The organism is Brevibacterium sp. Lmc1 (assembly GCF_057654315.1).
The window spans coordinates 890,778-911,447 of sequence record NZ_CM172803.1; the positions used below are offsets into that span (position 1 = coordinate 890,778).

The window sequence follows — 20,670 nt, forward strand, 5'->3', positions numbered from 1 at the left end:
AAGGGTCGTAGGCTTGAGTGCGTGACCTTCTCGACTTTCACCCCCGCGCAGGCTGCCGAGCTCGCAGTCGTCGAGCGCTCCGGCTTCATCGAATCCCGGCACATCGGGTCCGCCGTCGTCCTCGACCCGGACGGATCACCGCTGATCAGTCTGGGCGCCCCCGATGCTGCCGTGTTCACACGCTCGAGTCTCAAACCGCTGCAGGCGATCTCGGCGATGAGCCTTGGGGCGCAGCTCGACGGACAGTCCGCGGCCCTGGCCGCTGCCTCGCACAAGTCCGAAGCCGGGCACGTCAAGGTGGTGGCGTCGATGCTCGACGCTGCTGGGTTGAGCGTTGATGACCTGCAGTGCCCGTCCGCCCATCCCGCCGACGGAGCCTTCCGCCGCGAACTGCAGGAACGCGCACGGGCACAGGGGGACGAGAACACCGACCCGCGCTCGCCCCTGTATTTCAACTGCTCCGGCAAGCACGCGGCGTTCCTCGCCGCCGCCCGCGCCATCGGCGCCGACACCTCCACTTATCTGTCCCCGGACCACCCCGTGCAGCAGAAGGTCGCCGAGGTGGTCGAGACCCTCGCCGGTGAGTCCCCGTCCGCGGTCGGCATCGACGGCTGCGGGGCACCCGTGTTCGCGCTCAGCCTCACCGGTCTGGCCCGCGCGGTCGGCCGTGTCATCCGGATGGGCAGCGCCGACGGCGCGGTTGAGGAGACGGCCGGACCATGGACTGCCTATGAGCGTGAGGCCCGCACCCTCACCGAGGCGGTCTTCGCCGACCCATGGACGATCGAGGGGCACGGCCGACCGAATTCGACCGTCATCGACCGACTCGGCGTCTTCGCCAAGGGCGGGGCCGAGGGCGTCATCGTCATGGCCACTCGGACCGGGTTCGCCGTCGCCGTGAAATGCCTCGACGGAAGTTCCCGGGCCTCAGGGCTCGTCGCCCTCACGCTGCTCCAGCGGGCGGGAGCGTTCGACGCCGAGCCGGGAGCCGCCTCGGCGCCGGAGAACGACACGGTGGACGCCGTGATCGCAGCGATCACGGACCCGGTCACCGGGGGCACGGATTCCGAGGGGCGGACGAACGTTGTCGGGCGCCTGGAGCTCGGGGAAGATATTGCCGATATCGGTGAGAGGAAGAGGGACTGATGGCGATTCGCAGAAGGATCGACCCCGATCAGGGACGCAGCGCACTCGAGCTGTGGCTGACGCAGGCGAGGCTCGACGCGGCCCCGGCCGACCGATCGACCACCGCCACCGCAGTGCGCTTCACCCTCGAGGAGCTCGCCTCCCGCGCCGAAGGCAACAGCGTCGAAGTCCGGGTTCCGCCGTTCGGCGTCACCCAGTGCATCGCCGGTCCCCGGCACACCCGCGGTACCCCGCCGAACGTCGTCGAAACCTCTGCCGAGGTGTGGCTGGGTCTGGTCACCGGACGCACCGACTTCGCGACCGCGCTCGCCGCCGGGGACATCGACGCATCGGGAACCCGAGCCGACCTCGGCGATTTCCTGCCACTCTTCACTCCTGCAGAACTCGAGGCCTGAGCATGAGCGCACAGATCACGCAGACGACGTCGTTCATCGGCGGGCGGCATGTGCCGTCACTGCTCACCTACGCCAATATCGACCCGGCCACCGGCGGCCAGCTCGGCGATATCGCCCGCGCCGGGGCCGATGAAGTCGACCGGGCGGTGCAGGCTGCGGCGAAAGCGCAGCAGGAATGGAAGCGCTCGAGCCCCGAGCAGCGCTCCCGTCTGCTCATCGCCACCGCGGCCGTCATCATCGCCAACCGCGACGATCTGGCCCGCATCGAATCCGAGGACACGGGCAAACCTCTCACCCAGGCCTATGCCGACGTCGATGTATGCGCCCGTTACTTCGAGTTCTACGGGCACACCATCGAGTCCTATTACGGTCACGCGATCCCGCTGGCCGAGGACATGCACGTCTACACGCGCCGAGAACCCTTCGGCGTCACGGGGCACATCGTGGCCTGGAACTATCCGCTCCAGCTCATCGGCCGTGCCGCCGCCACCTCGCTGGCCACCGGCAACTGCGCCGTCGCCAAACCCGCGGACGAGACCCCGCGGTCGACCGTACGGCTGGCCGAACTCATCCACTCCGTCGGCTTCCCGGCCGGAGCCTTCAACGTCGTCACCGGCCTCGGCGCCGAGGCGGGAGCGGCACTGAGCGCCCACCCCGGAGTCGCACATCTTGGCTTCGTCGGATCGACGCAGACCGGTTCGGCCATCGCCCACGCCGCTGCCGATCGGGTCGTGCCCACGGTCCTCGAACTCGGTGGGAAGTCCGCGAACATCGTCTTCTCCGACGCCGATATCGATGTGGCGATCCCGTCGCTGGTGCGCTCCATCATCCAGAACGCCGGGCAGACCTGCTCGGCCGGGTCCCGGCTCATCGTCCACCGTGACATCCACGCCGAGGTCGTCGAGAAGATGGCCGCCGCCATGGCGCAGGTGACCATCGGCTACGGTCTCGACGACCCGATGCTCGGGCCCCTGATCTCGGCCAAGCAGCATGAGCGGGTGGACGGGTTCCTCTCCGAGGTCGACTCCGGGCAGATCGTCACCGGCGGAATACGGCCCGACGGGCTGGCCGACGACCTTGCGGCAGGGGCGTTCATCACCCCGACCATCGTCGACTCCGTCGACCCGGCGTCCCGGATCGCCCAGGAGGAAGTCTTCGGTCCCGTCGTCGTGACCCTGCCGTTCGCCGACGACGATGAGGCCGTGGCGCTGGCCAACGGCACCGACTACGGTCTGGTCTCGGCCCTGTGGACGCAGAACATCTCCCGTGCCCACCGACTGGCCGCCGAGGTCGACGCCGGTCAGATCTTCGTCAACACCTACGGTGCCGGCGGGGGAGTCGAACTGCCCTTCGGCGGGTTCAAGAAGTCCGGCTACGGACGCGAGAAGTCCATCGAAGCTCTCGACGAATACACGCAGACGAAGACCGTCGCCATCAAACTGTGACTGTGCCGAAGAGGGCGGTGCCGAGGTGACCTTTCCAGTCCTCGGGCTCGTCCTCATCGCTTCCGTCGCCCACGCCGTATGGAACCTCGCCGCGAAGTCCGTCACCGGCAAGGGCTTTGCCTTCGTGCTCGCCTACCACGGGCTCTCGGCGATCCTGCTCGCTCCGATAGCAATCGTCATCATCGCCTCCGGAGGCCAGTCGCTGAACTGGGGTCTGGTCGGTGCGGCGGCGCTGAGCGCGGTCTTCCACATCGCCTACTCCGTGGCCCTGCAGTCCGGCTACGACCACGCCCCGCTCGGCGTCGTCTATCCGACGGCGCGCGGCACCGGGCCCGTGGTCACGATCATCATCGCCGTGGCCTTCCTCGGTGAGCGTCCCACCCTCGCCGAGGCGGCCGGAGCCTTCACCGTCCTCGCCGGGATCGCTGTCGTCACGATCCGTCCCCGCGGCGGGGTCGGCCCCACCAGCAGCCACGGATTGCGCCGCGGACTCGCCTGGGGCGGGCTGATCGGGGCGTTCATCGCCTCATACACGCTGTGGGACGACTTCGCCGTCAACCATGTCAGCGACTCTCCGCTGCTCTACTTCGCCGTCTCCGAAGCCTGCGTCGGGCTGATCATGACCGCGGGAGCCTTCGCGCTTCCCGGCGGGCGGGAGAAGCGCGCCGATCTCAGAGAGATCCTGACGAGCCACAAGCGCGCGCTGGTGACCGTGGCGATCCTCTCACCCCTGGCGTATGTGCTCGTCCTCTATGCGATGCAGCAGGCACCGGTGGCGCTCGTGGCCCCCGTGCGGGAGACCTCGATCATCGTCGGCACCCTGCTGGCCTGGTGGTTCTTCGGAGAGAGGAACGTGGTGCTCAAACTCGCCGGTGCCCTCATCGTGGTCGTGGGTATCGGGCTCATCGCCATCGGGTGAGAGGGCCGCGGCTCAGCGGCGGCGCCCGGGCTGACGGCGGTTGACCCGCACCACCCGCACCGGGCACACGGCATGCGAGAGCACACCCTGCGACGTCGACCCGAGGACGGTGGCGACGAACCCGCCACGGCCGCGGGAGCCGATGACCATGAGATCGGCGGTGTACGTGGCGGATACGAGGACCTCGGTGGCGGGAGCATCGAAGACCGAGTACCGCACCTCGAGATCGGGGAAGTCGCCCTTCAGCGAGTCGGCAGCGGCAGTGAAGGACTTCGCCGCTTCGTCGTACATCCGGATGAGGTGCTCCTCGCTGGGCATCCACTCGGGCGAGAGGATGTGCGTGGCGGTGACTCCGACGAGGCGCAGCGGAACACCGTAGATCGCGGCCTGAGAGGCTGCGGCACGCAGCACCGGGGTGTCGGTCTCGAAGGGATCGACGGCGGCGACGACCTCCCCTGAGAAATCGGGTCGGGTTCGTCGGTCCGCCTCGGCGGAGGGATCATCCGTCGTGCGGACGGGATCGTCGACGGGCAGGGGAGTCGTCGGCATGACCCGGGTCGGCCACGTGCTCGGGACGACGACAGTGGGGCACTGCGAGTGCGCGGGCATCGCCAGGGCCACGGAGCCGAGTAGACGACCGGCGAACCCGCCGCGACCGCGGGCGCCGACGACGGCGAGGGCGGCGTTCTTCGAATGCTCGACCATGACCCCGGAGGCGTCACCGGGCGCGATCGTCGTCGATACGGGAACGCCGGCCTTGGTGACGGTGGCGGCGGCCGCCTCGGCGATGTCTTCGACGGTCTTCTTCACGGCGCTGTCGAAGTCGGCGGGGTAGACGATGTCGGCCTGGCTCATATTGACGCCGGGGACGGTGTAGGCGGAGACGATGCGGATCTCGGAGGAGGTCTTCTGTGCATGCGTGATCGCCCACTGCAGGGCGCATTCGGCGTTGTCGGAACCGTCGATGCCGACGATGATCGTGTGGGACATATCGGAACCTCTGTCTTCAGTGACCGTCAATCTGGTTGAGTCCAGCATAGTTGTGTCCAGTTTATGGGAACTGGCATGAGACTGCCTGGGAGGAACCTCAGGCTGACTCGACTAGACTGTTCGCGACCTGTTGTTCCGGGGCGATCCCGGCGTTTCATCGGCCTCAAGGCCACGTGTCCAAGGAGATCATGAAGGACCAGATCGACGTCTCCGTCCGTCGCAGCCCCAAGTACTCGGTGTTCATGGGCATCGGCGCGGTGCTCGGCATCGTGCTTGCTGGAATCCTCGCGGTCTTCGTCGACCCGGCCGATATGCCGATGGGCTACACGGTGGCCAAGGGACTGGGCCTGCTGCTGCTCGTCCTCGGGATCGGCGGACTGTTCCTCGGCGGACTCGTCGCGCTCATCCTCGATTGGCGGGGGCGGAAGAAGTCGAAGGAGTTCCGGGTCGGTGCGCAGATCGACATGGTCGACGACCCGAAGGAGATCGCGCGCCGTCGCATCGCCGAAGCCCGCGGGGAGGACCCGGATGCCGGCGCCGCCGAGGGCGGAGCCGCCTCGGCGAGCCTGGACGCCGCACCTGAGGCGGATGACTCCGCACCTGCGGCAGAGGATGTTGAGCCCACTGCCGACGATGCGGACGAGGCGGGTACGGGTCGGGATACGGCCCCCGGTTCCACAGTCTGATCACCGGGTCAGAGCGCCGTTGCGGGTATGAGACAATTTCACTCGTGGCAAGAGGAGACGGGCAGCTGACGCACGAAATCGACCCCCAGGACCGCGGACCGCAGGACGAATGCGGTGTGTTCGGAGTCTGGGCCCCCGGCGAGGAAACCGCCAAACTCACATACTTCGGGCTCTACGCCCTGCAGCACCGCGGACAGGAGTCCGCGGGAATCGCTGCCAGCAACGGCAAGCAGATCCTCATCTACCGTGACATGGGCCTGGTCTCTCAGGTCTTCCATGAGCGCGATCTCGAGCTTCTGCAGGGCCATATCGCCGTCGGGCATACGCGGTATTCGACGACCGGATCACCGTCGTTCGAGAACGCTCAGCCCACCCTGGGGCCGACTCCGTTCGGCACTGTGGCGCTGGCACACAACGGCAATCTGACGAACTTCGACGCCCTCGAGGCCATGGCCGATTCCCGTCGCGACCACGCGACGAAGGTCGTCGAGGAGGCCACGAAGAAGACGTCCCGCACCCGGCCCTTCCGTGATTCGTCGAACGACACCTCCCTGGTCACCGAGCTGTTCGCGACCGAAGAGGGTGAGAACCTCACCGAGGCGGCCCTGACCCTGCTGCCCCATGTCGAAGGGGCGTTCTCGCTGGTCTACATGGACGAGCACACCCTCTACGCCGCCCGGGACAGGCACGGGGTGAGGCCCCTGTCGCTGGGACGGCTGGAGAACGGCTGGGTCGTGGCCTCGGAGACCGCGGCGCTCGACATCGTCGGTGCGAAGTTCGTCCGCGACGTCGAACCCGGAGAGCTCATCGCCATCGACGAGGACGGTCTGCGTTCGCACCGCTTCGCCGAACCGGACCAGGCCCGCTGCGTCTTCGAATACGTCTACCTCGCGCGTCCCGACAGCATGCTCGCCGGCAAGAACGTCCACGCCGCGCGCACCCAGATGGGCCGGCAGCTCGCCGAGGAGTACCCGGTCGACGCCGACCTCGTCATCGCCACTCCCGAATCCGGAACGCCGGCGGCCGTCGGCTATGCCGAGGCCTCGGGCATCCCGTTCGGCCAGGGGCTGATGAAGAACGCCTATGTCGGGCGCACGTTCATCCAGCCCTCACAGACCCTGCGGCAGCTGGGCATCCGCCTCAAGCTCAATCCGATCCGGGAGAACATCGAAGGACGACGTCTCGTCGTCGTCGACGATTCGATCGTGCGCGGAAACACCCAGCGGGCGCTCGTGCGCATGCTGCGGGAGGCCGGAGCGGCAGAGGTCCACGTGCGCATCTCCTCCCCGCCGGTGAAATGGCCGTGCTTCTACGGCATCGACTTCGCCACCCGGGCCGAGCTCATCGCCAACGGACTGACAACGAACGAGATCTGCGAGAACCTCGGTGCCGATTCTCTGGGCTATATCTCTCTGGACGGCATGATCGCCGCCACCCAGCAGGAGCGCAGCCAGCTGTGCACCGCCTGCTTCTCGGGCGAATACCCGATTCCCGTCAACAACACCCCCGCCGACAAAGGATGCTGAGTTGAGTTCCGACGCGAACCCGAAGTCCACCACCTATGCCGCCGCAGGCGTCGACGTCGAGGCCGGAGACCGCGCCGTCGAACTCATGAAGGCCGCGGTCTCGGCCACCCACAACTCCTCGGTCGTCGGTGGGATGGGCGGATTCGCCGGACTCTTCGACATCTCCGTGCTCAAGGACTTCGAGCGTCCGCTGCTCGCCTCGTCGACCGACGGTGTGGGTACGAAGGTCGCCATCGCTCAGGCCATGGACAAGCACGACACCATCGGCTACGACCTCGTCGGTATGGTCGTCGACGACATCATCGTCTGCGGTGCCCGGCCTCTTTTCATGACCGACTACATCGCCTGCGGCAAGGTCGTGGCCGAACGCATCGCTGATATCGTGCGCGGAATCGCCGACGCCTGCGCCTCGGCCGGAGTCGCACTGGTCGGCGGGGAGACCGCCGAACACCCGGGTCTGCTCGGGGTCGATGAGTACGATGTCGCCGGTGCCGCCACCGGAGTCGTCGAGGCTTCGAAGCTGCTCGGCCCGGAGAAGGTCCGTGCCGGGGACGTGCTCATCGGTCTGCCGTCCTCGGGCATCCACTCCAACGGATACTCGCTGGTCCGCCACATCATCGCCGAGGCGGGATGGGGCCTGGATACGCATGTGTCGGAATTCGGGCGCACCCTCGGTGAGGAGCTGCTCGTTCCCACTCATGTCTACACCGGCGAGCTCGCCGCTCTCTTCGACGCACTGCCCGACGCGGTGCATTCGGTCTCGCACGTCACCGGCGGGGGACTGTCGGCCAATGTGGCCAGGGTGCTTCCGCAGGGTCTGGTCGCGAAGATGTCGCGCGCCTCATGGGAGATCCCTGCCGTGTTCTCCGTGCTCGGCGACCTCGGCGGAGTGCCGCAGGACGACCGGGAACGCACCTGGAACCTCGGCGTCGGCATGGTCCTCGTCGTCGACGCAGCGTCGGTCGATGGTGTGCTCAAGGCGAGCCCCGGAGCCTGGGTGCTCGGCGAAGTCGCCGCCGACGACGGTTCTCTGGCGAACGATCCCTACTATGTGCAGGGCGCCAAGGGCGTCGACGGCGGCGCCGCGATCCTGCAGTAATGGGTCGCGTGCCTCGCGCAGCCGGCTGGCCTGGTCGCGGGGCATCCCTCACCGTTAGTCTCGCCCTCTCGGCGCAGAGGCTTCGCACACCGTTAGTCTCACACCCTCGTGTTCCTGCACGGGGGTGTGCTGCTTGCGGTGCGTGATGGCCGCGGGAGTGGAGGAATTGCACTCAACGGTGCGTGATGCTCCTCGGTCACAGCCGCCTCGACGAGGGGATGGAACTCGAGTTCTCGGTCATTCGGCGCGGTTGCGCATGGCGGGCGCCGCCTCGGCGGGGGAATGCCCACGAGCGGATGGACCGGCGGGCCCACGACCGTCTGCGCGCACGACTGAGGGCGGGGACCGAAGTCCCCGCCCTCTGTGCGTGTCAGATCAGCCGTGTGCGGCTGGACTCATCCGAGATCAGTTCTCGTACTCGTCGTCATCGTCGACATTGTACTTGTCGGCGTAATCCGAGTAGTCGGGTTCATCGTCGTACGGATCGGACGGACCGGACTTGCTCGCGTCGGCGCCCAGCTCCTGCTGGAGTCTATTAAGGTCGGTATCCGGGCTGTAGTACTTCAGCTTCCGAGCTACCTTGATCTGCTTTGCCTTTGCGCGGCCGCGACCCACTGGCGTGACCCCCTCCGTCGTCAATGGGGCGAATGGCCCCGGACTAGATCTCTGCTATGCGCTTAAATCCTACCTGTTCATACTGGGAAGTTCCATTTTGTGAGTGGACCTTGGATAGGCTGAACCCATGGCCTACCGTCGCGATTATGTCGTCACCCTGCGGATCTTCGAACCCCTTGTGGTGCATTCCGAATTGCAAGACAGGCAGGTGGAGGACAACAGGTCACGCATCGAGGAGCAGATCTCCCACGACGCTGACAAGCGCTTGATCTCCCTGCCGCCTTCGCCCGTGGCTGATTCCTTTCGGCGCACTCCGATCTACCTTCCAGCGTCTCAGACCGCGGACGGGGTGGACCGTTTCTGTCCTGCTCAGGAAGACATTCGTGGATGGGAGGCGCTCGATTCGCTGGCCGAGCACACCTCGAAGGCGACCTTGGACATCGTCGCTCCGAAGTCCGCTCGCCGACGTGCCGCCAGCCGTCGTGCGGAGTGGCTGCAGGACGCCAAGGACACGCGGATCTTCACCCGCGTCTCTGCCTGGGACGTGCCCCCGTCGTGGTGGCTGTTCTTCTCTCTGACCGAGGATCAGATCATCACCGAGGAGACCGACGAGGGCCTCCGGGTGCTCATCCATACGGATATCCTGGCCGCCTCGGCGCGCATGGAATGGGCCTCGGAGACGATCGCGGACACCTCGAAGGTCGTCGATATGGTCGAGCAGACCTCGGTTCTGGCCGAGTGGATCGACACCTTCGACATGAACTCGGTCCTCGAACTCGACCTCGGCGGGATGTCCGATGTGCTGTGGCCGAGCGAAGCCGCGGAACTCGTCGACTCGTGGGTCACGGCGCTGAGCAACAACGATTCCGAGTCAGCGGTCGCCGCCTTCCAGAAGTATGCGGCCGGCTGGGAGCAGCTCAACCTCTACGCCCGCAGCTCCTGACCCCAATTACTACCTGACGGGGGCTGAGCAACCTGGCGCCAGGTTGCTCAGCCCCCGTCAGGTAGTAAGAAGGGCGGATAGGATTGTCTGCGAACGAGCCGCACCCGAGAGGACGAGTCCCGCAAGCGTATGGAAGAGAAGAAGCGCCGTCTCCTGACGAGCCAGGACCCCGCTGCTCAGGGGCCTGACCCCGCCGGTGCGTCCGATGGCCCCGGCGCCGGTGAGTCCGCGACCGACATCGCCAGGTCCGCTGGTGCCCCGAAACCCGCGACCCGGGTGAAGCCGCTGTCGAAGGTCTCCGTCGGCTGGCGCATCGTCGTTCCCGCCATCGCCTTCGTCATCCTCACCTGCGGACAGTTCCTCAACACGAACGACTTCTTCCCGCTCGGATCGCTCACCCAGTACGCCACCGCCAAAGACCTCAACGGAACCGTGAACTCCACGTGCATCGAGGCCCAGTTCCCCGGCGAGGACGAACCGCGCCGCCTCGGGTTCAACGCCGCGACCGTCGGCATCGAACGCGGTGACGTCGAATCCCAGCTCGACCGGGTCATCGCCCACCCCGAACTCCTGCAGTCGATGGCCGATTCGTACATCCGGCTGCACCCGGACGAACCGAAGCCCGAAACGATGATCCTCTGCCGCACCGCCACACAGCTGAAGAACGGCCTGGCCGTCGGCGAACCCGAACAGACGACGCTGGCGAAGTGGGAGGTCCGATGAGCAGCGTCCCGACCTTGAGGTCCACCCCCACCGAGGCGGCCCCCACGAATCCGTTCCTCCGCTGGTTCATGCCCGAGGTCCCCCTGGCTCGGGTGGCCGTGTTCCGCGTGTTCATCTACCTCTTCATCATCATCGATGTGCTCACGATCTCCGGTGATGTCATCGCCCACGGCTGGACGCCGGAGTTCTACCAGCCACTGTGGCTGGCCCGGTTCCTTCACATTCCCGCCGTCAGCGTCCTCGGTGCGCAGATCCTGCTCACCCTCATCATCGTCTTCTCTCTGCTCGCCGCCGCCGGATTCCTTCAGCGCCTCAGCGGCTGGGCGGTGGCGCTCAGCTTCGGCGCGTGGATGTTCTACACGCAGGGCTACGGTTACGTCGCCCACGATCATATGGCGCTCGTCATCGCCGCCTTCGTCCTGCCGACGATCGGAACGGCGCGCTTCCGGGACGTCGGCACCGCCTCGGCGCGGGCCGGCTGGGCGCTGCGGATGGTGCAGATCTCCGTCGTCCTCACCTACTTCTACTCGGTGGTGATGAAGTGGATCGCCTCGGGCAACATCACCCACTGGGCCAACGGTGCGGTCATCATCTGGGCGCTCATGCGCCGCGGCGCCGAATGGTCGAAGCCGTTCCTCGAGTTGCCCGGTCTCCTCATCGCCGCGCAATGGGCGACACTCGTCTTCGAGTTCCTCTCACCCGTCGTCCTGTTCCTCAAGCGCAAGTGGCTGTACGGGGCCGTGGCCTTCTTCTTCCTCTTCCACCTCATGACCTACCTGGCGCTGGGCATCCACTTCCTGCCGACCGTCATCTGCTGGGCGGCGTTCCTGCCCCTGGAGAAGCTCGTGCCCAAGCGCTTCACCAGCACGGGCACCGCCTAATCCGCGGCGTCGTCGACCCGGCTGAGCGCGCTGATCACAGCACGCACCGCGACACGTTCAGCCGTGTCCGGACGCATAACCGCTACGATCCAGCGTGTCGTCGTCACCCCCGTCAGCGGCACCAGTGACAGTCCCGCATCGCGCGGCGTCGTGAACCGGGGGAGGAGCGCGACCTGGTCCGAGGAGGCGACGATCGCTTCGATGAGCCGGTTGTCCCGGATGCGTTGGACGACGTCGAGGTCGCGACCGGTGAGATGCTCGATCGAGGTGAGGATCGTGTCGAAGGGGTATCCGCGGGGCACTCCCACCCAGCGACAATCGACGACATCGTCCGGGGTCAGCTCGGCGCGATCGGCAAGCCGATGGCCGATGGCGAGGGCCACGTCGATTGGTTCGCGGGCGAGCGGGACGACGGTGAGTCCGTCGGTACCCAGGGGGCGTTCGGCGACGAGGCTGTGTGCGACGACGATATCGACATCTCGGGTCAGCCCCGCGAATTCGTGCTCGGCGAGGTCGACATCGTCCATGCGCAGATCGATGTGCGGGTGGTCCTCCCGCAGCCTGCGCAGCGCATCGGGGAGGAGGTGGGTGAGCGCGCTCGGCAGCCCGGCCAGGGCGATCTCTCCGACAGCTTCGCCGAGGTGGCCCTCCCATTGGGCCTGCACCCTCGCAAGCGTGCGGGCCACGTCCCGACCGCCGTCGGCGAGCAGTCGTCCTGCGGCTGTGAGCGTGAGTCCGCGACCGGCGGGTTCGACGAGAGCGTGGCCGATCTCGCTCCCGGCCTGCCTCAGCTGCTGAGAAACGGCCGACGGGGAGCGATAGGTGACATCGGCGACGGCGGTGACGCTGCCGTATTCGTCGAACAGGCGCAGCAGCTCGAGATGCTTCGGATCGATGACCATGAAGCCATGCTACAGAGTCAGTGAAGCACTCTGCGATTGTGCTTCATTGTTGTCGAAGTCGAGAATGGGGCCATGTCATTCAAGCACTGTCTGCTCGCCGCCTCGGTGGCGGTGATGTGGGGACTGAATTTCCTCGCCATCGATCTCTCCCTGGCCCAGTTCCCGCCCTTCTTCCTCGTGGCTCTGCGCTTCGCCCTGCTCGCGGTTCCCGCGCTGCTCTTCGTACCGAAGCCCGACGTCAAAGCGCGGTGGATCATCGGCTACGGACTCGGCTTCGGACTGCTGCAATTCCTCTTCCTCTACTGGGCGATGGCCGCCGGCATGCCCGCGGGACTCGCGTCCCTCGTCCTCCAAGCCTCGGGCCCCTTCACGGTGCTGCTGGGCATGACATTCCTGCGCGAGAGGGTACGCGGCTCGCAGATGGCCTTCCTCCTCATCGCGATGGCAGGGCTCGCCGTCGTCGGCTGGCAGCGCTTCGACTCGAACGCGAGCTTCCTGCCCTTCCTCCTCACCCTCGCCGGCGCCTTCGGCTGGGCGATCGGCAATATCTGCAACCGGCAGGCTCACACCACTGAGCCGATCAAGCTGACGATGTGGATGTCGCTCGTCCCGCCCGTGCCGATGCTCGCCCTCTCCCTCCTCGTCGAAGGACCGGCGAGGGTCGGCGCATCGTTTTCGGGACTGACCACACCGACAGGGCTGCTCGCGATCGCGGGACTGCTCTACACCGTGGTCATCGCGACGATCCTCGGTTCGGGCGTGTGGTCGTGGCTGATTTCGCGCAACCCCGCCGGAGTCGTCGCCCCCTTCTCGATGCTCGTGCCCGTCGTCGGAATGAGCGCGGCGTTCGTCTTCCTCGGCGAGCGGGTCACCGTCGGCGAGCTGTGCGGGGCCGTCCTTGTCATCATCGGGGTCCTCGGCGCGGGTTTGAAGGCCGCGAAAGGGGCGCGGATTCTCGCCGCCGCTGAGGCGGTCGTGCCGGTGAGCGCGCCAACGGAGGATTCGACGCGGGCGATTCCATCAGGGCCAGTTGACAGGTGTTCGCGTAGCCTGAGGTCATGACCGCCGATGATGCGCCTCCGACCCTTCATGACGACCGCCTGTCCGCCGAGGATCTGCTCGCGTCCCCGCGGGGACGCTCGCTCGTGTTCGGGCTGGCCCTCGAGCAGGTCGAGAGTTTTCCGTGGACTGGCGATGAAGAAGCCCCAGGCGCGGAGGCGGTGGTGCGCAATCTGAGGTGCCTGTGCCCGATTGCGCCGACTTGGAGTGCAGTTAAGGAAGCCATGTCCGACGTAGTCGACGCTGCAGTGTATTGGCAGCCTCCTGATGATGACGATTGGGGGACCGCGGAAATCGGCGAGGTGCGCGAGGCTCTGCGTCCTTTCGCCGAGATGCTCGTTTCCACGGGCTTGCTAGATGCCTGGTCGAAGCCACTCGATCCCGATGATCAGTGGGCGCTGGGCTGGGACGACAAAGAACTCAATGAAGTCAATGGACGCCACACAGGACTGCCCGCGGTCTTCGACCTCGAGACAGGCCCGACGGATGAGCGCATAGAAATCACTCTGACCGATCTATACCCGCCTCTTGACGAAGACGGAACGAGGCTCCCCTGGGGATTCGACGAGTGGCTCGCCTCTGTCCTCACCACGGAAACCCGTTACCGTCACAACTTCGCCAAGGACCCCTACGACGAGCTCACCGGCGAATGGTGGTCGACCCCACCCCATGGCCTCTGGTCGTCGACGGGAACGTGGCCGGATGGAACCCCGATCGGCCTCGAACTCGTTGAGGATGACCTCGGTCTCGAACGCGCCCGAACCTGCCGTCTGCGCCTGCGCCCGGACGCCCGCATCGCCGAGATCCGCCGTCCGGAGGACTGGGCGGATCTGTGCCGCCGCTACCCACTCGACGTCACCGCCCAGCGCCGTCAGGTGTGGTTCGAGACCACCGGTCGCAGGGGACGCTGGGTCATCCCCGACTGGACACGCGTGGCCGAGGAATACGACGGTGTCCACGTCGGTCTCGCCGGCTATCTGCGGGCGGCAGGTGCGGTCATCGATGTGGCGGAGGGCCACCTCGGTGAGGATCCGGATCCGGACACAGTCCCCACCGCGGGGAACACGGACGATCGGACCGCGAGCCTCATGGCGGGCTGGCACCCGGATACGACGTTCTGGCTGAACGACGTCATCGAAGCAGTCACCGAGGTGGCCGAATGGCACTATGACAGCGACGCTGATCGGTGGGTGCAGGACTGAGTGAGCTGAATGAAAGTCAGTCGCCCGGGGCCAGGCTCGGAGCTTCCGTGATCCCGAACCGGGACTTCAGGGCGCGACGGGCGGCGAACCATCCGTTCATCCCGTGCACGCCCGGTGCCGGCGGGGTCGCCGCCGAGCACAGGTAGGCGCCGGGGACGCCGAGGCTGTAGTTGTCCCAGCTGGTGCGCGGGCGGGCCATCATCCGGTAGAAGGAGACGATGCCGGTGGCGATGTCCCCGCCGATGTAGTTCTGGTTGTGCCCGGCCATCTCGGAGGCGGGGATCGCGTTGTGCGCGACGATGCGGTCGCGGAAGCCCGGGGCGAAGCGTTCGAGCTGGCGGGTGATGTACTCGGTCGGGTCGAGCGGGCAGTCGAAGGGCACGTGCGCATACGTCCACAGCGGTCGCAGGCCGTTCACCTCGCGGGATGGGTCGAAGACGGTCGGATCCGAGACGAGGCACACGGGATCGGCGGGCATGCGACCGGACATCACCTGTGCCTCGGCGGCGGCCATCTGCGCCCGTGAGCCGCCGATGTGGATAGTGCCGGCACGGCCGACGTCGGGGTCGGACCAGGGGACCGGCCCATTGAGGACGAAATCGACCTTGGCCGCGGCGTTGCCGTGTTTGAAGCTGCGCAGGGCTTTGTCGACGTGGCTCGGGATGAGGCCGGAGAAGATCTGCGCGGCGTTCAGCGCCGAGGTGTCGAGCAGGTAGGCGCGGGCAGCGGGCATGTCCGATACGTGGTCGATGCGCGCATCCGTGTGCACGGTTCCGCCGTGGGCTTCGAGGTCGGCGACGAGGTAGTCGATGATCGACTGCGATCCGCCGATGGGGGAGGGCCAGCCGCCCGCGTGGGCGACGGTAGAGAGCATCGTGGCCGTGGCCGCGGTGCCCATCGCCGGCAGCCCACCGATTGCGTGCGCGGCGACACCGGTGAACAGGGCCTGGGAGGATTCATGGGAGAGCGGAATGTTCCACGCCGGACTGGCCTGGGACAGGAGCCGCAGGCCGAACTTCACGACGTTCGCGATGCCGGGAAGATCGCGCAGGGTCTCCGGCACAGAACGTTTGTCACCGAGGGAGAGCCAGATCGCGTCATCGACCCGGTCGAGCAGCGGAGCGAAGAAACGCCGCCATTCCGGTCCTGCCGCGCCGAGGTGGTCGACCGTCTTTTCGAGATCGTGGAAGGCCAGCGCGGCGGGTTTGCCGTCGAGGGGCTGGGCGTAGGAGATCTCGGGGGTGGTGAACTCGAGGCCGCGGGCACGCAGGTCGAAGTCGACGAAGAAGGGGCTGGCGATGGCCAGTGGGTGGACGGCCGAGCAGATGTCATGAGTGACGCCGGGGGCCAGACCGAGGTCGAGGGTGCGTGCACCGCCGCCGATCGTCGGCTGAGCCTCGTAAACTTCGACGCTCAGCCCGGCGCGGGCCAGGGTGACGGCGGCGGCCATGCCGTTGGGACCACTTCCGACGACGACTGCATCTACACCTGTGCTCATGGGGCCAGTCTAGGTCAGTGAGATGGACGGCTGCGGCGTGCGTTCCCTGGCGGCTCAGTTGTCGTACACGTTGTCGAAGAAAGCGCATTCGAGGTCGACGGCGTGCCGCCACACGCGGGTCAGGGACTCGGCGGCTTCGGCGTCGCCGGAGGGGAAGACGCGTTCGAGTTCGTCGACGAGGAACTGCACCCACCCGTGAAAGGCCTCGCCTCGGTGGAGATCGATCCAGCCTCGGTGAATATGTCGCGGCGGCATGTCCATCCGGGACTCGGCCCAGTCGAGATAGAGCCATTCGGCGACAACGAGGACGACGAGCAGCTGCGGATACGACGCCGAAGCGACTGACGAGTCCATGAGATCGCGGAACCCAACCGTCGGGGCGGTCAGTTCCGGGTGGAGATAATCGGCTGTATCGACTCCCAACTCGGCGAAGGAGTCGACGAAATAGGTGTCCTCATCGGCGACGAGCATTCCCAGCTGTCGGGCGAACCGCAGCTTCGCCTCGAGTTCATCGGCGTGGGCCACGCACGCGCCGAGCATCGACAGAAACGACTCGAAGAACTGATAGTCCTGCACCAGATAGTCGCGCATCACGGCGTCGTCGATGCTGCCGGCGAAGAGATCCTGGACGAATCTGTGTTCGACGGCTCCCGCCCACTGCCAGCTGGTCGAACTCACCAGTGCTGATACCGCTCCGTCGGCGTCCACGGTGATCGATGTGTCGAAATCTGTGGTGGTCATTGCTTGTCCACTCCCTCCGCCGGTGCTCACCGGATCAGGTTCAAAGGGTCTGCATGCGCACTCTCAGCGCCGGTCCTTTCGGCGCTCCCCTGTAGCACTTCGACACTATCATCGGGATAAGGTGTGCTGTCAGAGCGAACGGGCCAGGGCTGGCAGATCAGGGCCGGTCGGGCCCGGACCGGCGGATCAGGGTCGGCCGGGCCCGGACCGGCGGATCAGGGTCGGCCGTTCCAGATCGCGATTGTCGAGCACCCATGTGGCGTTTTCCCACGGAGCAGCCTCGGCGAAGTAGAGTCGCTGACCACCGACGTAGCGGCGATTCGACTCATCCTCTGGATCGGCATCGAAGGCTCCGGCAAATCGCTCGTTTCCTCGTGGGACCGAGACTTCAAACGGAACATCGACCCAGATGCTCGCATCCCAGAGATCCACAAGCTCGGGACGATGGAGGAAGATTCCCTCGACCAGGAGGACGCAGTCGTTCGGCAGGCTCCGAGGTTCGGGCGCTATCGGCCGATCCTTGTCGACGTCCCACACGGCTGGAACGACCGAGTCGCCTCGTCGAAATGGTTCGACGACGGATTCGACGAAAGCTCCGTAATCATAGGAACGGCGATAGAAAGTGTCTGGCCCCTTGCCTTGGGCGTACCGGATCGCCCGAGGGTGGTGGAACGCGTCGATGCTGATGGCGGTGACCCGGCGGTCGGAATCTTGTCCAGGAACGTCCGCAGCGGTCTCGGCCAAATTCACGAGCTCGTGAGCGAGCATCGTCTTCCCCGCACCGTCGACCCCATCGAGGGCCACGAGAGCGCGTTGCCTAGGCCGGACTGCGCGGAGATCGGCGAGCAGGTGACGTAGGACCGTGTCCCGGGACCTCACCTGGATGCGGACCCGGCGAGCGGCACGGACGGTGGGGCCGCCTCGGCGAGGGCATCGGCGATGAAATCGGCGATACGGTCCGCGGCAGGCTGACGGCCTGCCGACTGTTCGGCGGACTCGACGGACGGGTTGTAGTTCGTGTTCGTGTTGATGTCGTAGACGACCTGACGGCCGTCGGCGGTCTCGATGAACTCGACGCCGGCGATCTCGATGCCGAGGTCGGCCAACAACGTCTCGAGCCGAGCGATGAGCGGTGTTCCGGCCGTGATCTCCTCACGGCGGGCGAACTGGGGGACCGCCTCGACGTCGGGATCGGCCCCGGCACCCGGAATCGTGCAGGCATCGGCCGGGCACAGCTCGAATGACCCAGCCGAGACGTCGACGCGCACCGCATAGTGGAAGCGTCCGCCGATGACTTCGGCACGGGTGATGAACGGCTGGGCAGGCTGCACATATTCCTGGATGAGGGTGATGCCGTCGATCGGCGCATTCGCTCCACCGGGCGCGAACTCATCGGCGACCGCCTCAAGCTCGGCGTGGGAGTCGAAGCGACGCACACCGAGGCCCTTGCCGCCCTGATTGTGCTTCGTGATGAATGGGGGAGTGAAGCCGGCCGCGGCGTCGACGAGCGCCCGCGGTCCGAACGCGGCGGCGGTGCGCGGAACATCGAAGCCCCGGCCGGCCAGCTCGCGATGCTGACGGACCTTGCTCACCTCGAGCTCGTAGACATCGCGACCGTTGATGACTCGGCGGCCGGCGGCGGCGAGCCAGTCGAGGACCGCACGCCCGTACTCCTTCACATGCGGATCGGTCCGGGTGTGCGCCGACGCCGACAGCCGCGACCAGAACACCCCCTGTGGGGGCTCGGCGTCGAGATCGATCGTGGTCTCGGGCAGCAGCCATTCGACGTGTGCGACGCCGAGGCGGTCGAGCGCATCCGTGAATGGTGCGATCCATTCCGGATTGTCGTGGATGATGTGCACCGTCGGAGTGCCGCCGACGGGCAGGGCATGAGAACTCATCGCGAACCTTCATCGTGTGGAGCCGGTGCGGCCGAGAGTACGCGGAAACATCGGCGGATCTGCTCAACAATCCTACGCCCTGGTGTCCAGCCCTTCGCTGTGTCAGTGCGGCGGCGTAGACTCGGGGCATGGCTATCGCAAAGCAGCCCGTTGTCGTGCTCGACGCCCCTGACGCCGGTGAACTCGCAGAGTTCTACGGCAAACTCCTGGACTGGTCGGTCACCGTCGAAGAAGACGGCACCTGGGCAGAAGTCGTCTCCAATTCGTGGCCGCCGATCTGCATCCAGCAGGTCGAGGACTACCACGCACCCAGCTGGCCCGGGCAGGCCCACCCGCAGCAGATGCACCTCGACGTCATGGTCGATGACCTCGACGTCGCCGAGGAAGCCGTGCTCGAGATCGGCGCAGGCAAGGCCCCAGAGCAGCCGGGAGAGACGTTCCGAGTGTTCCTCGACCCGGCCGGCCACCCGTTCTGCCTGTGCAAGGGATGACCGGCCCCGCCCAGAGCTGATCCGGAGAGACCGACGGCGCTGATACGCGCCGGCTCAGACCAGGTCGGCCTCCTCGTTGAGCTCCTGGGCGAGGTCCTTCGCCTCTTCCTTCGACGCCGCCGACGGAGTCGAACCCCACAGCGGACGACGATTGCTCTCAGGCACGAAGTGGATCGTGACGAGCCCGATGACTCCAGCGGCCATGAGGTAGATCGCCGGCCACATGAGGAATCCGGTGGCGTTGATGAGCGAGGTCATGACGAACGACGTCGTGCCGCCGAACAGCGAGATCGAGACGTTGAACGCGATCGCCAGTGCACCGGCGCGGACCATCGTCGGGAACAGCGACGGCAGAGTCGAGGGCATCGTAGCGCTGAAGCAGATGAGGCTGAGCCCCATGATGAGCAGCCCGAGGAAGACCACGAAGTCGTTGTGCCCGCGGATGAGCCACAGTGACGGGAACGAGAGCACGATGAGCGAGAGCGCTCCCGCGCGCACAACGGCCTTGCGGCCCAGCCTGTCCGAGAGCTTGCCGATGACCGGGATGAGCGCCAGACAGCAGGCCATGACGATGATCTGCAGGACCTGCGAGGTCAGTTCTGAGACTCCGCCGCTGCCCTGGAGGTCCTCGACCATCGGGAAGTACACGGGAATGAAGGAGGTGAGCATGTAGTTCGTCACGTTCCACGCCAGCACCAGACCACAGCAGGCCAGCAGGTTCGGCCACAGCTTGAAGATCTTCTTGAACTCGCCCTTGGCGTGGTTCTTCTGCTCCTCCTGTTCGGAGAGCTTCTCCATCTCCTTGTAGGCAGGAGTGTCCGCGAGCTTCGTGCGCAGGTAGACGCCGATGAAGCCGAGAGGCAGAGCGACGAAGAACGGGATCCTCCAGCCCCACGACTCGAGGAACTCGGGAGTCGAAACAGCCTGCATGATCGTGGCGACGAGTGCACCGAGGACGTAGCCGGTGAACGTTCCGACCTCGAGCAGGCTGCCGAGGAAGCCGCGGCGCCGGTCGGGTGCGTATTCGGCGATGAAGGTCATCGCATTAGAGTACTCGCCGCCGGTGGAGAACCCCTGGAGCAGACGGCAGGCCAGCAACAGGAACGGTGCCCAGAGGCCGACGGTCGCATAGTCGGGGATGACACCGATGAGGAAGGTGCCGGCGGCCATCATGATCATCGTCATCGCCAGCACCTTGTTGCGCCCGATCTTGTCGGCCAAAGGGCCGAACACCAGACCGCCGAGCGGACGGACAAGGAAGGCGACGGCGAAGAGTCCGGCGACGATGACGGTCCCGATCGGTCCTGAGTCCTCCGGCAGGAAGATTCCCTCAATCACGACGGCGAGGTAGCCGTAGACACCGAAGTCGTACCATTCGGTGATGTTGCCGATGGCCGCGGCGCCGATGGCCCGCTTCGTGACGTCGGGCTTGGTCACTGTGATCTCTTCCGGCCGCCACCGCCGGCGGACATTATCCGGTCCGAACATGTCCCTCCCTCCGATTGCCG

21 protein-coding genes and 1 riboswitch are annotated in these 20,670 nt (G+C 66.3%); of the genes, 13 read left to right on the forward strand and 8 right to left on the reverse strand.

Translation table 11 applies throughout. From position 1 onward, the window contains the following. Positions 1-21: 21 nt before the first annotated feature. Genes AC239G_RS03775 through AC239G_RS03790 form a run of 4 tightly spaced genes read left to right on the forward strand, consistent with a single transcriptional unit; the run spans position 22 to position 3,905 of the window. Positions 22-1,146, forward strand: coding sequence for an asparaginase (locus tag AC239G_RS03775; protein WP_434593790.1), 1,125 nt, complete (start codon positions 22-24; stop codon positions 1,144-1,146). Next, a complete protein-coding gene (locus AC239G_RS03780) occupies positions 1,146-1,541 on the forward strand; it encodes a sterol carrier family protein (RefSeq protein ID WP_139470416.1) in 396 nt (131 codons plus the stop codon). The genes AC239G_RS03775 and AC239G_RS03780 overlap by 1 nt, the downstream gene beginning before the upstream one ends. Before the next feature lie 2 nt (positions 1,542-1,543). Continuing rightward, positions 1,544-2,986 (forward strand): aldehyde dehydrogenase family protein, encoded by a 1,443-nt coding sequence (locus AC239G_RS03785; protein ID WP_139470415.1) that lies wholly within the window; start codon positions 1,544-1,546, stop codon positions 2,984-2,986. Between the two features lie 25 nt (positions 2,987-3,011). Further along, positions 3,012-3,905 (forward strand): EamA family transporter, encoded by an 894-nt coding sequence (locus AC239G_RS03790; RefSeq protein ID WP_139470414.1) that lies wholly within the window; start codon positions 3,012-3,014, stop codon positions 3,903-3,905. Between the two features lie 12 nt (positions 3,906-3,917). Here AC239G_RS03790 and AC239G_RS03795 read toward each other — a convergent pair whose 3' ends face one another. Continuing rightward, complete coding sequence (locus tag AC239G_RS03795; protein ID WP_139470413.1) at positions 3,918-4,895, reverse strand: universal stress protein; 978 nt, start codon at positions 4,893-4,895, stop codon at positions 3,918-3,920. Between the two features lie 188 nt (positions 4,896-5,083). Here AC239G_RS03795 and AC239G_RS03800 point away from each other — a divergent pair, with 188 nt between their 5' ends. The 3 genes from AC239G_RS03800 to purM are packed head-to-tail and all read left to right on the forward strand — an operon-like array spanning position 5,084 to position 8,206. Beyond that, complete coding sequence (locus AC239G_RS03800; protein ID WP_248284107.1) at positions 5,084-5,581, forward strand: hypothetical protein; 498 nt, start codon at positions 5,084-5,086, stop codon at positions 5,579-5,581. Positions 5,582-5,625: 44 nt separating this feature from the next. Then, positions 5,626-7,107, forward strand: coding sequence for an amidophosphoribosyltransferase (gene purF, locus AC239G_RS03805; protein WP_139470412.1), 1,482 nt, complete (start codon positions 5,626-5,628; stop codon positions 7,105-7,107). Position 7,108: 1 nt separating this feature from the next. After that, positions 7,109-8,206, forward strand: coding sequence for a phosphoribosylformylglycinamidine cyclo-ligase (gene purM / locus AC239G_RS03810; protein ID WP_487489852.1), 1,098 nt, complete (start codon positions 7,109-7,111; stop codon positions 8,204-8,206). A 405-nt stretch (positions 8,207-8,611) separates the two neighbouring features. On the opposite strand, the gene AC239G_RS03815 is transcribed toward purM, so the two are convergent. Next, the gene (locus AC239G_RS03815) at positions 8,612-8,821 is read right to left on the reverse strand and encodes a DUF3073 domain-containing protein (protein ID WP_139470410.1); all 210 of its coding nucleotides are present in this window, start codon (positions 8,819-8,821) and stop codon (positions 8,612-8,614) included. Between the two features lie 127 nt (positions 8,822-8,948). Here AC239G_RS03815 and AC239G_RS03820 point away from each other — a divergent pair, with 127 nt between their 5' ends. The 3 genes from AC239G_RS03820 to AC239G_RS03830 all read left to right on the forward strand — a co-directional run bounded on the left by AC239G_RS03820 (position 8,949) and on the right by AC239G_RS03830 (position 11,368). Next, on the forward strand, positions 8,949-9,764 hold the full coding sequence (locus tag AC239G_RS03820; RefSeq protein ID WP_139470409.1) for a DUF8083 family protein: 816 nt from the start codon (positions 8,949-8,951) through the stop codon (positions 9,762-9,764). A gap of 129 nt (positions 9,765-9,893) precedes the next feature. Then, positions 9,894-10,487, forward strand: coding sequence for a hypothetical protein (locus AC239G_RS03825; RefSeq protein ID WP_139469141.1), 594 nt, complete (start codon positions 9,894-9,896; stop codon positions 10,485-10,487). Next, positions 10,484-11,368 (forward strand): HTTM domain-containing protein, encoded by an 885-nt coding sequence (locus AC239G_RS03830; RefSeq protein WP_248284016.1) that lies wholly within the window; start codon positions 10,484-10,486, stop codon positions 11,366-11,368. The genes AC239G_RS03825 and AC239G_RS03830 overlap by 4 nt, the downstream gene beginning before the upstream one ends. Here the strand turns inward: AC239G_RS03830 and AC239G_RS03835 are convergent. Further along, a complete protein-coding gene (locus AC239G_RS03835; protein WP_216657269.1) occupies positions 11,365-12,270 on the reverse strand; it encodes a LysR family transcriptional regulator in 906 nt (301 codons plus the stop codon). The two genes, AC239G_RS03830 and AC239G_RS03835, sit on opposite strands and share 4 nt — an antisense overlap. Positions 12,271-12,342: 72 nt before the next feature. Between AC239G_RS03835 and AC239G_RS03840 the strand changes: the two genes are divergently transcribed. Together AC239G_RS03840 and AC239G_RS03845 are read left to right on the forward strand one after the other, a co-directional pair. Next, positions 12,343-13,332 (forward strand): EamA family transporter, encoded by a 990-nt coding sequence (locus AC239G_RS03840; protein ID WP_139469143.1) that lies wholly within the window; start codon positions 12,343-12,345, stop codon positions 13,330-13,332. Continuing rightward, the gene (locus tag AC239G_RS03845) at positions 13,329-14,531 is read left to right on the forward strand and encodes a hypothetical protein (protein ID WP_139469144.1); all 1,203 of its coding nucleotides are present in this window, start codon (positions 13,329-13,331) and stop codon (positions 14,529-14,531) included. The genes AC239G_RS03840 and AC239G_RS03845 overlap by 4 nt, the downstream gene beginning before the upstream one ends. 16 nt (positions 14,532-14,547) lie before the next feature. Here the strand turns inward: AC239G_RS03845 and AC239G_RS03850 are convergent, their stop codons facing one another. The 4 genes from AC239G_RS03850 to AC239G_RS03865 all read right to left on the reverse strand — a co-directional run bounded on the left by AC239G_RS03850 (position 14,548) and on the right by AC239G_RS03865 (position 18,671). Beyond that, the gene (locus AC239G_RS03850; protein ID WP_139469145.1) at positions 14,548-16,029 is read right to left on the reverse strand and encodes a phytoene desaturase family protein; all 1,482 of its coding nucleotides are present in this window, start codon (positions 16,027-16,029) and stop codon (positions 14,548-14,550) included. Positions 16,030-16,083: 54 nt separating this feature from the next. Next, on the reverse strand, positions 16,084-16,770 hold the full coding sequence (locus tag AC239G_RS03855) for a TenA family protein (RefSeq protein WP_139469146.1): 687 nt from the start codon (positions 16,768-16,770) through the stop codon (positions 16,084-16,086). After that, positions 16,765-16,871, reverse strand: a riboswitch (TPP riboswitch). It overlaps the preceding gene by 6 nt. Positions 16,872-16,956: 85 nt before the next feature. Continuing rightward, a complete protein-coding gene (locus tag AC239G_RS03860; RefSeq protein ID WP_482401443.1) occupies positions 16,957-17,574 on the reverse strand; it encodes a nucleoside/nucleotide kinase family protein in 618 nt (205 codons plus the stop codon). A gap of 71 nt (positions 17,575-17,645) precedes the next feature. After that, on the reverse strand, positions 17,646-18,671 hold the full coding sequence (locus AC239G_RS03865; protein ID WP_139469147.1) for an ATP-grasp domain-containing protein: 1,026 nt from the start codon (positions 18,669-18,671) through the stop codon (positions 17,646-17,648). A gap of 128 nt (positions 18,672-18,799) precedes the next feature. On the opposite strand from AC239G_RS03865, the gene AC239G_RS03870 reads away from it, so the two are divergent. Further along, the gene (locus AC239G_RS03870) at positions 18,800-19,162 is read left to right on the forward strand and encodes a VOC family protein (RefSeq protein WP_139469148.1); all 363 of its coding nucleotides are present in this window, start codon (positions 18,800-18,802) and stop codon (positions 19,160-19,162) included. A gap of 54 nt (positions 19,163-19,216) precedes the next feature. Here AC239G_RS03870 and AC239G_RS03875 read toward each other — a convergent pair whose 3' ends face one another. After that, positions 19,217-20,599 carry an MFS transporter gene (locus tag AC239G_RS03875; RefSeq protein ID WP_229664224.1) on the reverse strand — a complete coding sequence of 461 codons (1,383 nt, stop codon included), beginning with the start codon at positions 20,597-20,599 and terminating at the stop codon, positions 19,217-19,219. Positions 20,600-20,670: the final 71 nt, after the last annotated feature.

Bases quoted from the DNA above. Each gene is read 5' to 3' on its own strand.
- AC239G_RS03780 (WP_139470416.1), top strand. From the start codon at position 1,146: ATGGCGATTCGCAGAAGGATCGACCCCGATCAGGGACGCAGCGCACTC.
- AC239G_RS03785 (WP_139470415.1), top strand. From the start codon at position 1,544: ATGAGCGCACAGATCACGCAGACGACGTCGTTCATCGGCGGGCGGCAT.
- AC239G_RS03795 (WP_139470413.1), bottom strand. From the start codon at position 4,895: ATGTCCCACACGATCATCGTCGGCATCGACGGTTCCGACAACGCCGAA.
- AC239G_RS03800 (WP_248284107.1), top strand. From the start codon at position 5,084: ATGAAGGACCAGATCGACGTCTCCGTCCGTCGCAGCCCCAAGTACTCG.
- AC239G_RS03820 (WP_139470409.1), top strand. From the start codon at position 8,949: ATGGCCTACCGTCGCGATTATGTCGTCACCCTGCGGATCTTCGAACCC.
- AC239G_RS03825 (WP_139469141.1), top strand. From the start codon at position 9,894: ATGGAAGAGAAGAAGCGCCGTCTCCTGACGAGCCAGGACCCCGCTGCT.
- AC239G_RS03830 (WP_248284016.1), top strand. From the start codon at position 10,484: ATGAGCAGCGTCCCGACCTTGAGGTCCACCCCCACCGAGGCGGCCCCC.
- AC239G_RS03835 (WP_216657269.1), bottom strand. From the start codon at position 12,270: ATGGTCATCGATCCGAAGCATCTCGAGCTGCTGCGCCTGTTCGACGAA.
- AC239G_RS03840 (WP_139469143.1), top strand. From the start codon at position 12,343: ATGTCATTCAAGCACTGTCTGCTCGCCGCCTCGGTGGCGGTGATGTGG.
- AC239G_RS03845 (WP_139469144.1), top strand. From the start codon at position 13,329: ATGACCGCCGATGATGCGCCTCCGACCCTTCATGACGACCGCCTGTCC.
- AC239G_RS03850 (WP_139469145.1), bottom strand. From the start codon at position 16,029: ATGAGCACAGGTGTAGATGCAGTCGTCGTCGGAAGTGGTCCCAACGGC.
- AC239G_RS03855 (WP_139469146.1), bottom strand. From the start codon at position 16,770: ATGACCACCACAGATTTCGACACATCGATCACCGTGGACGCCGACGGA.
- AC239G_RS03865 (WP_139469147.1), bottom strand. From the start codon at position 18,671: ATGAGTTCTCATGCCCTGCCCGTCGGCGGCACTCCGACGGTGCACATC.
- AC239G_RS03870 (WP_139469148.1), top strand. From the start codon at position 18,800: ATGGCTATCGCAAAGCAGCCCGTTGTCGTGCTCGACGCCCCTGACGCC.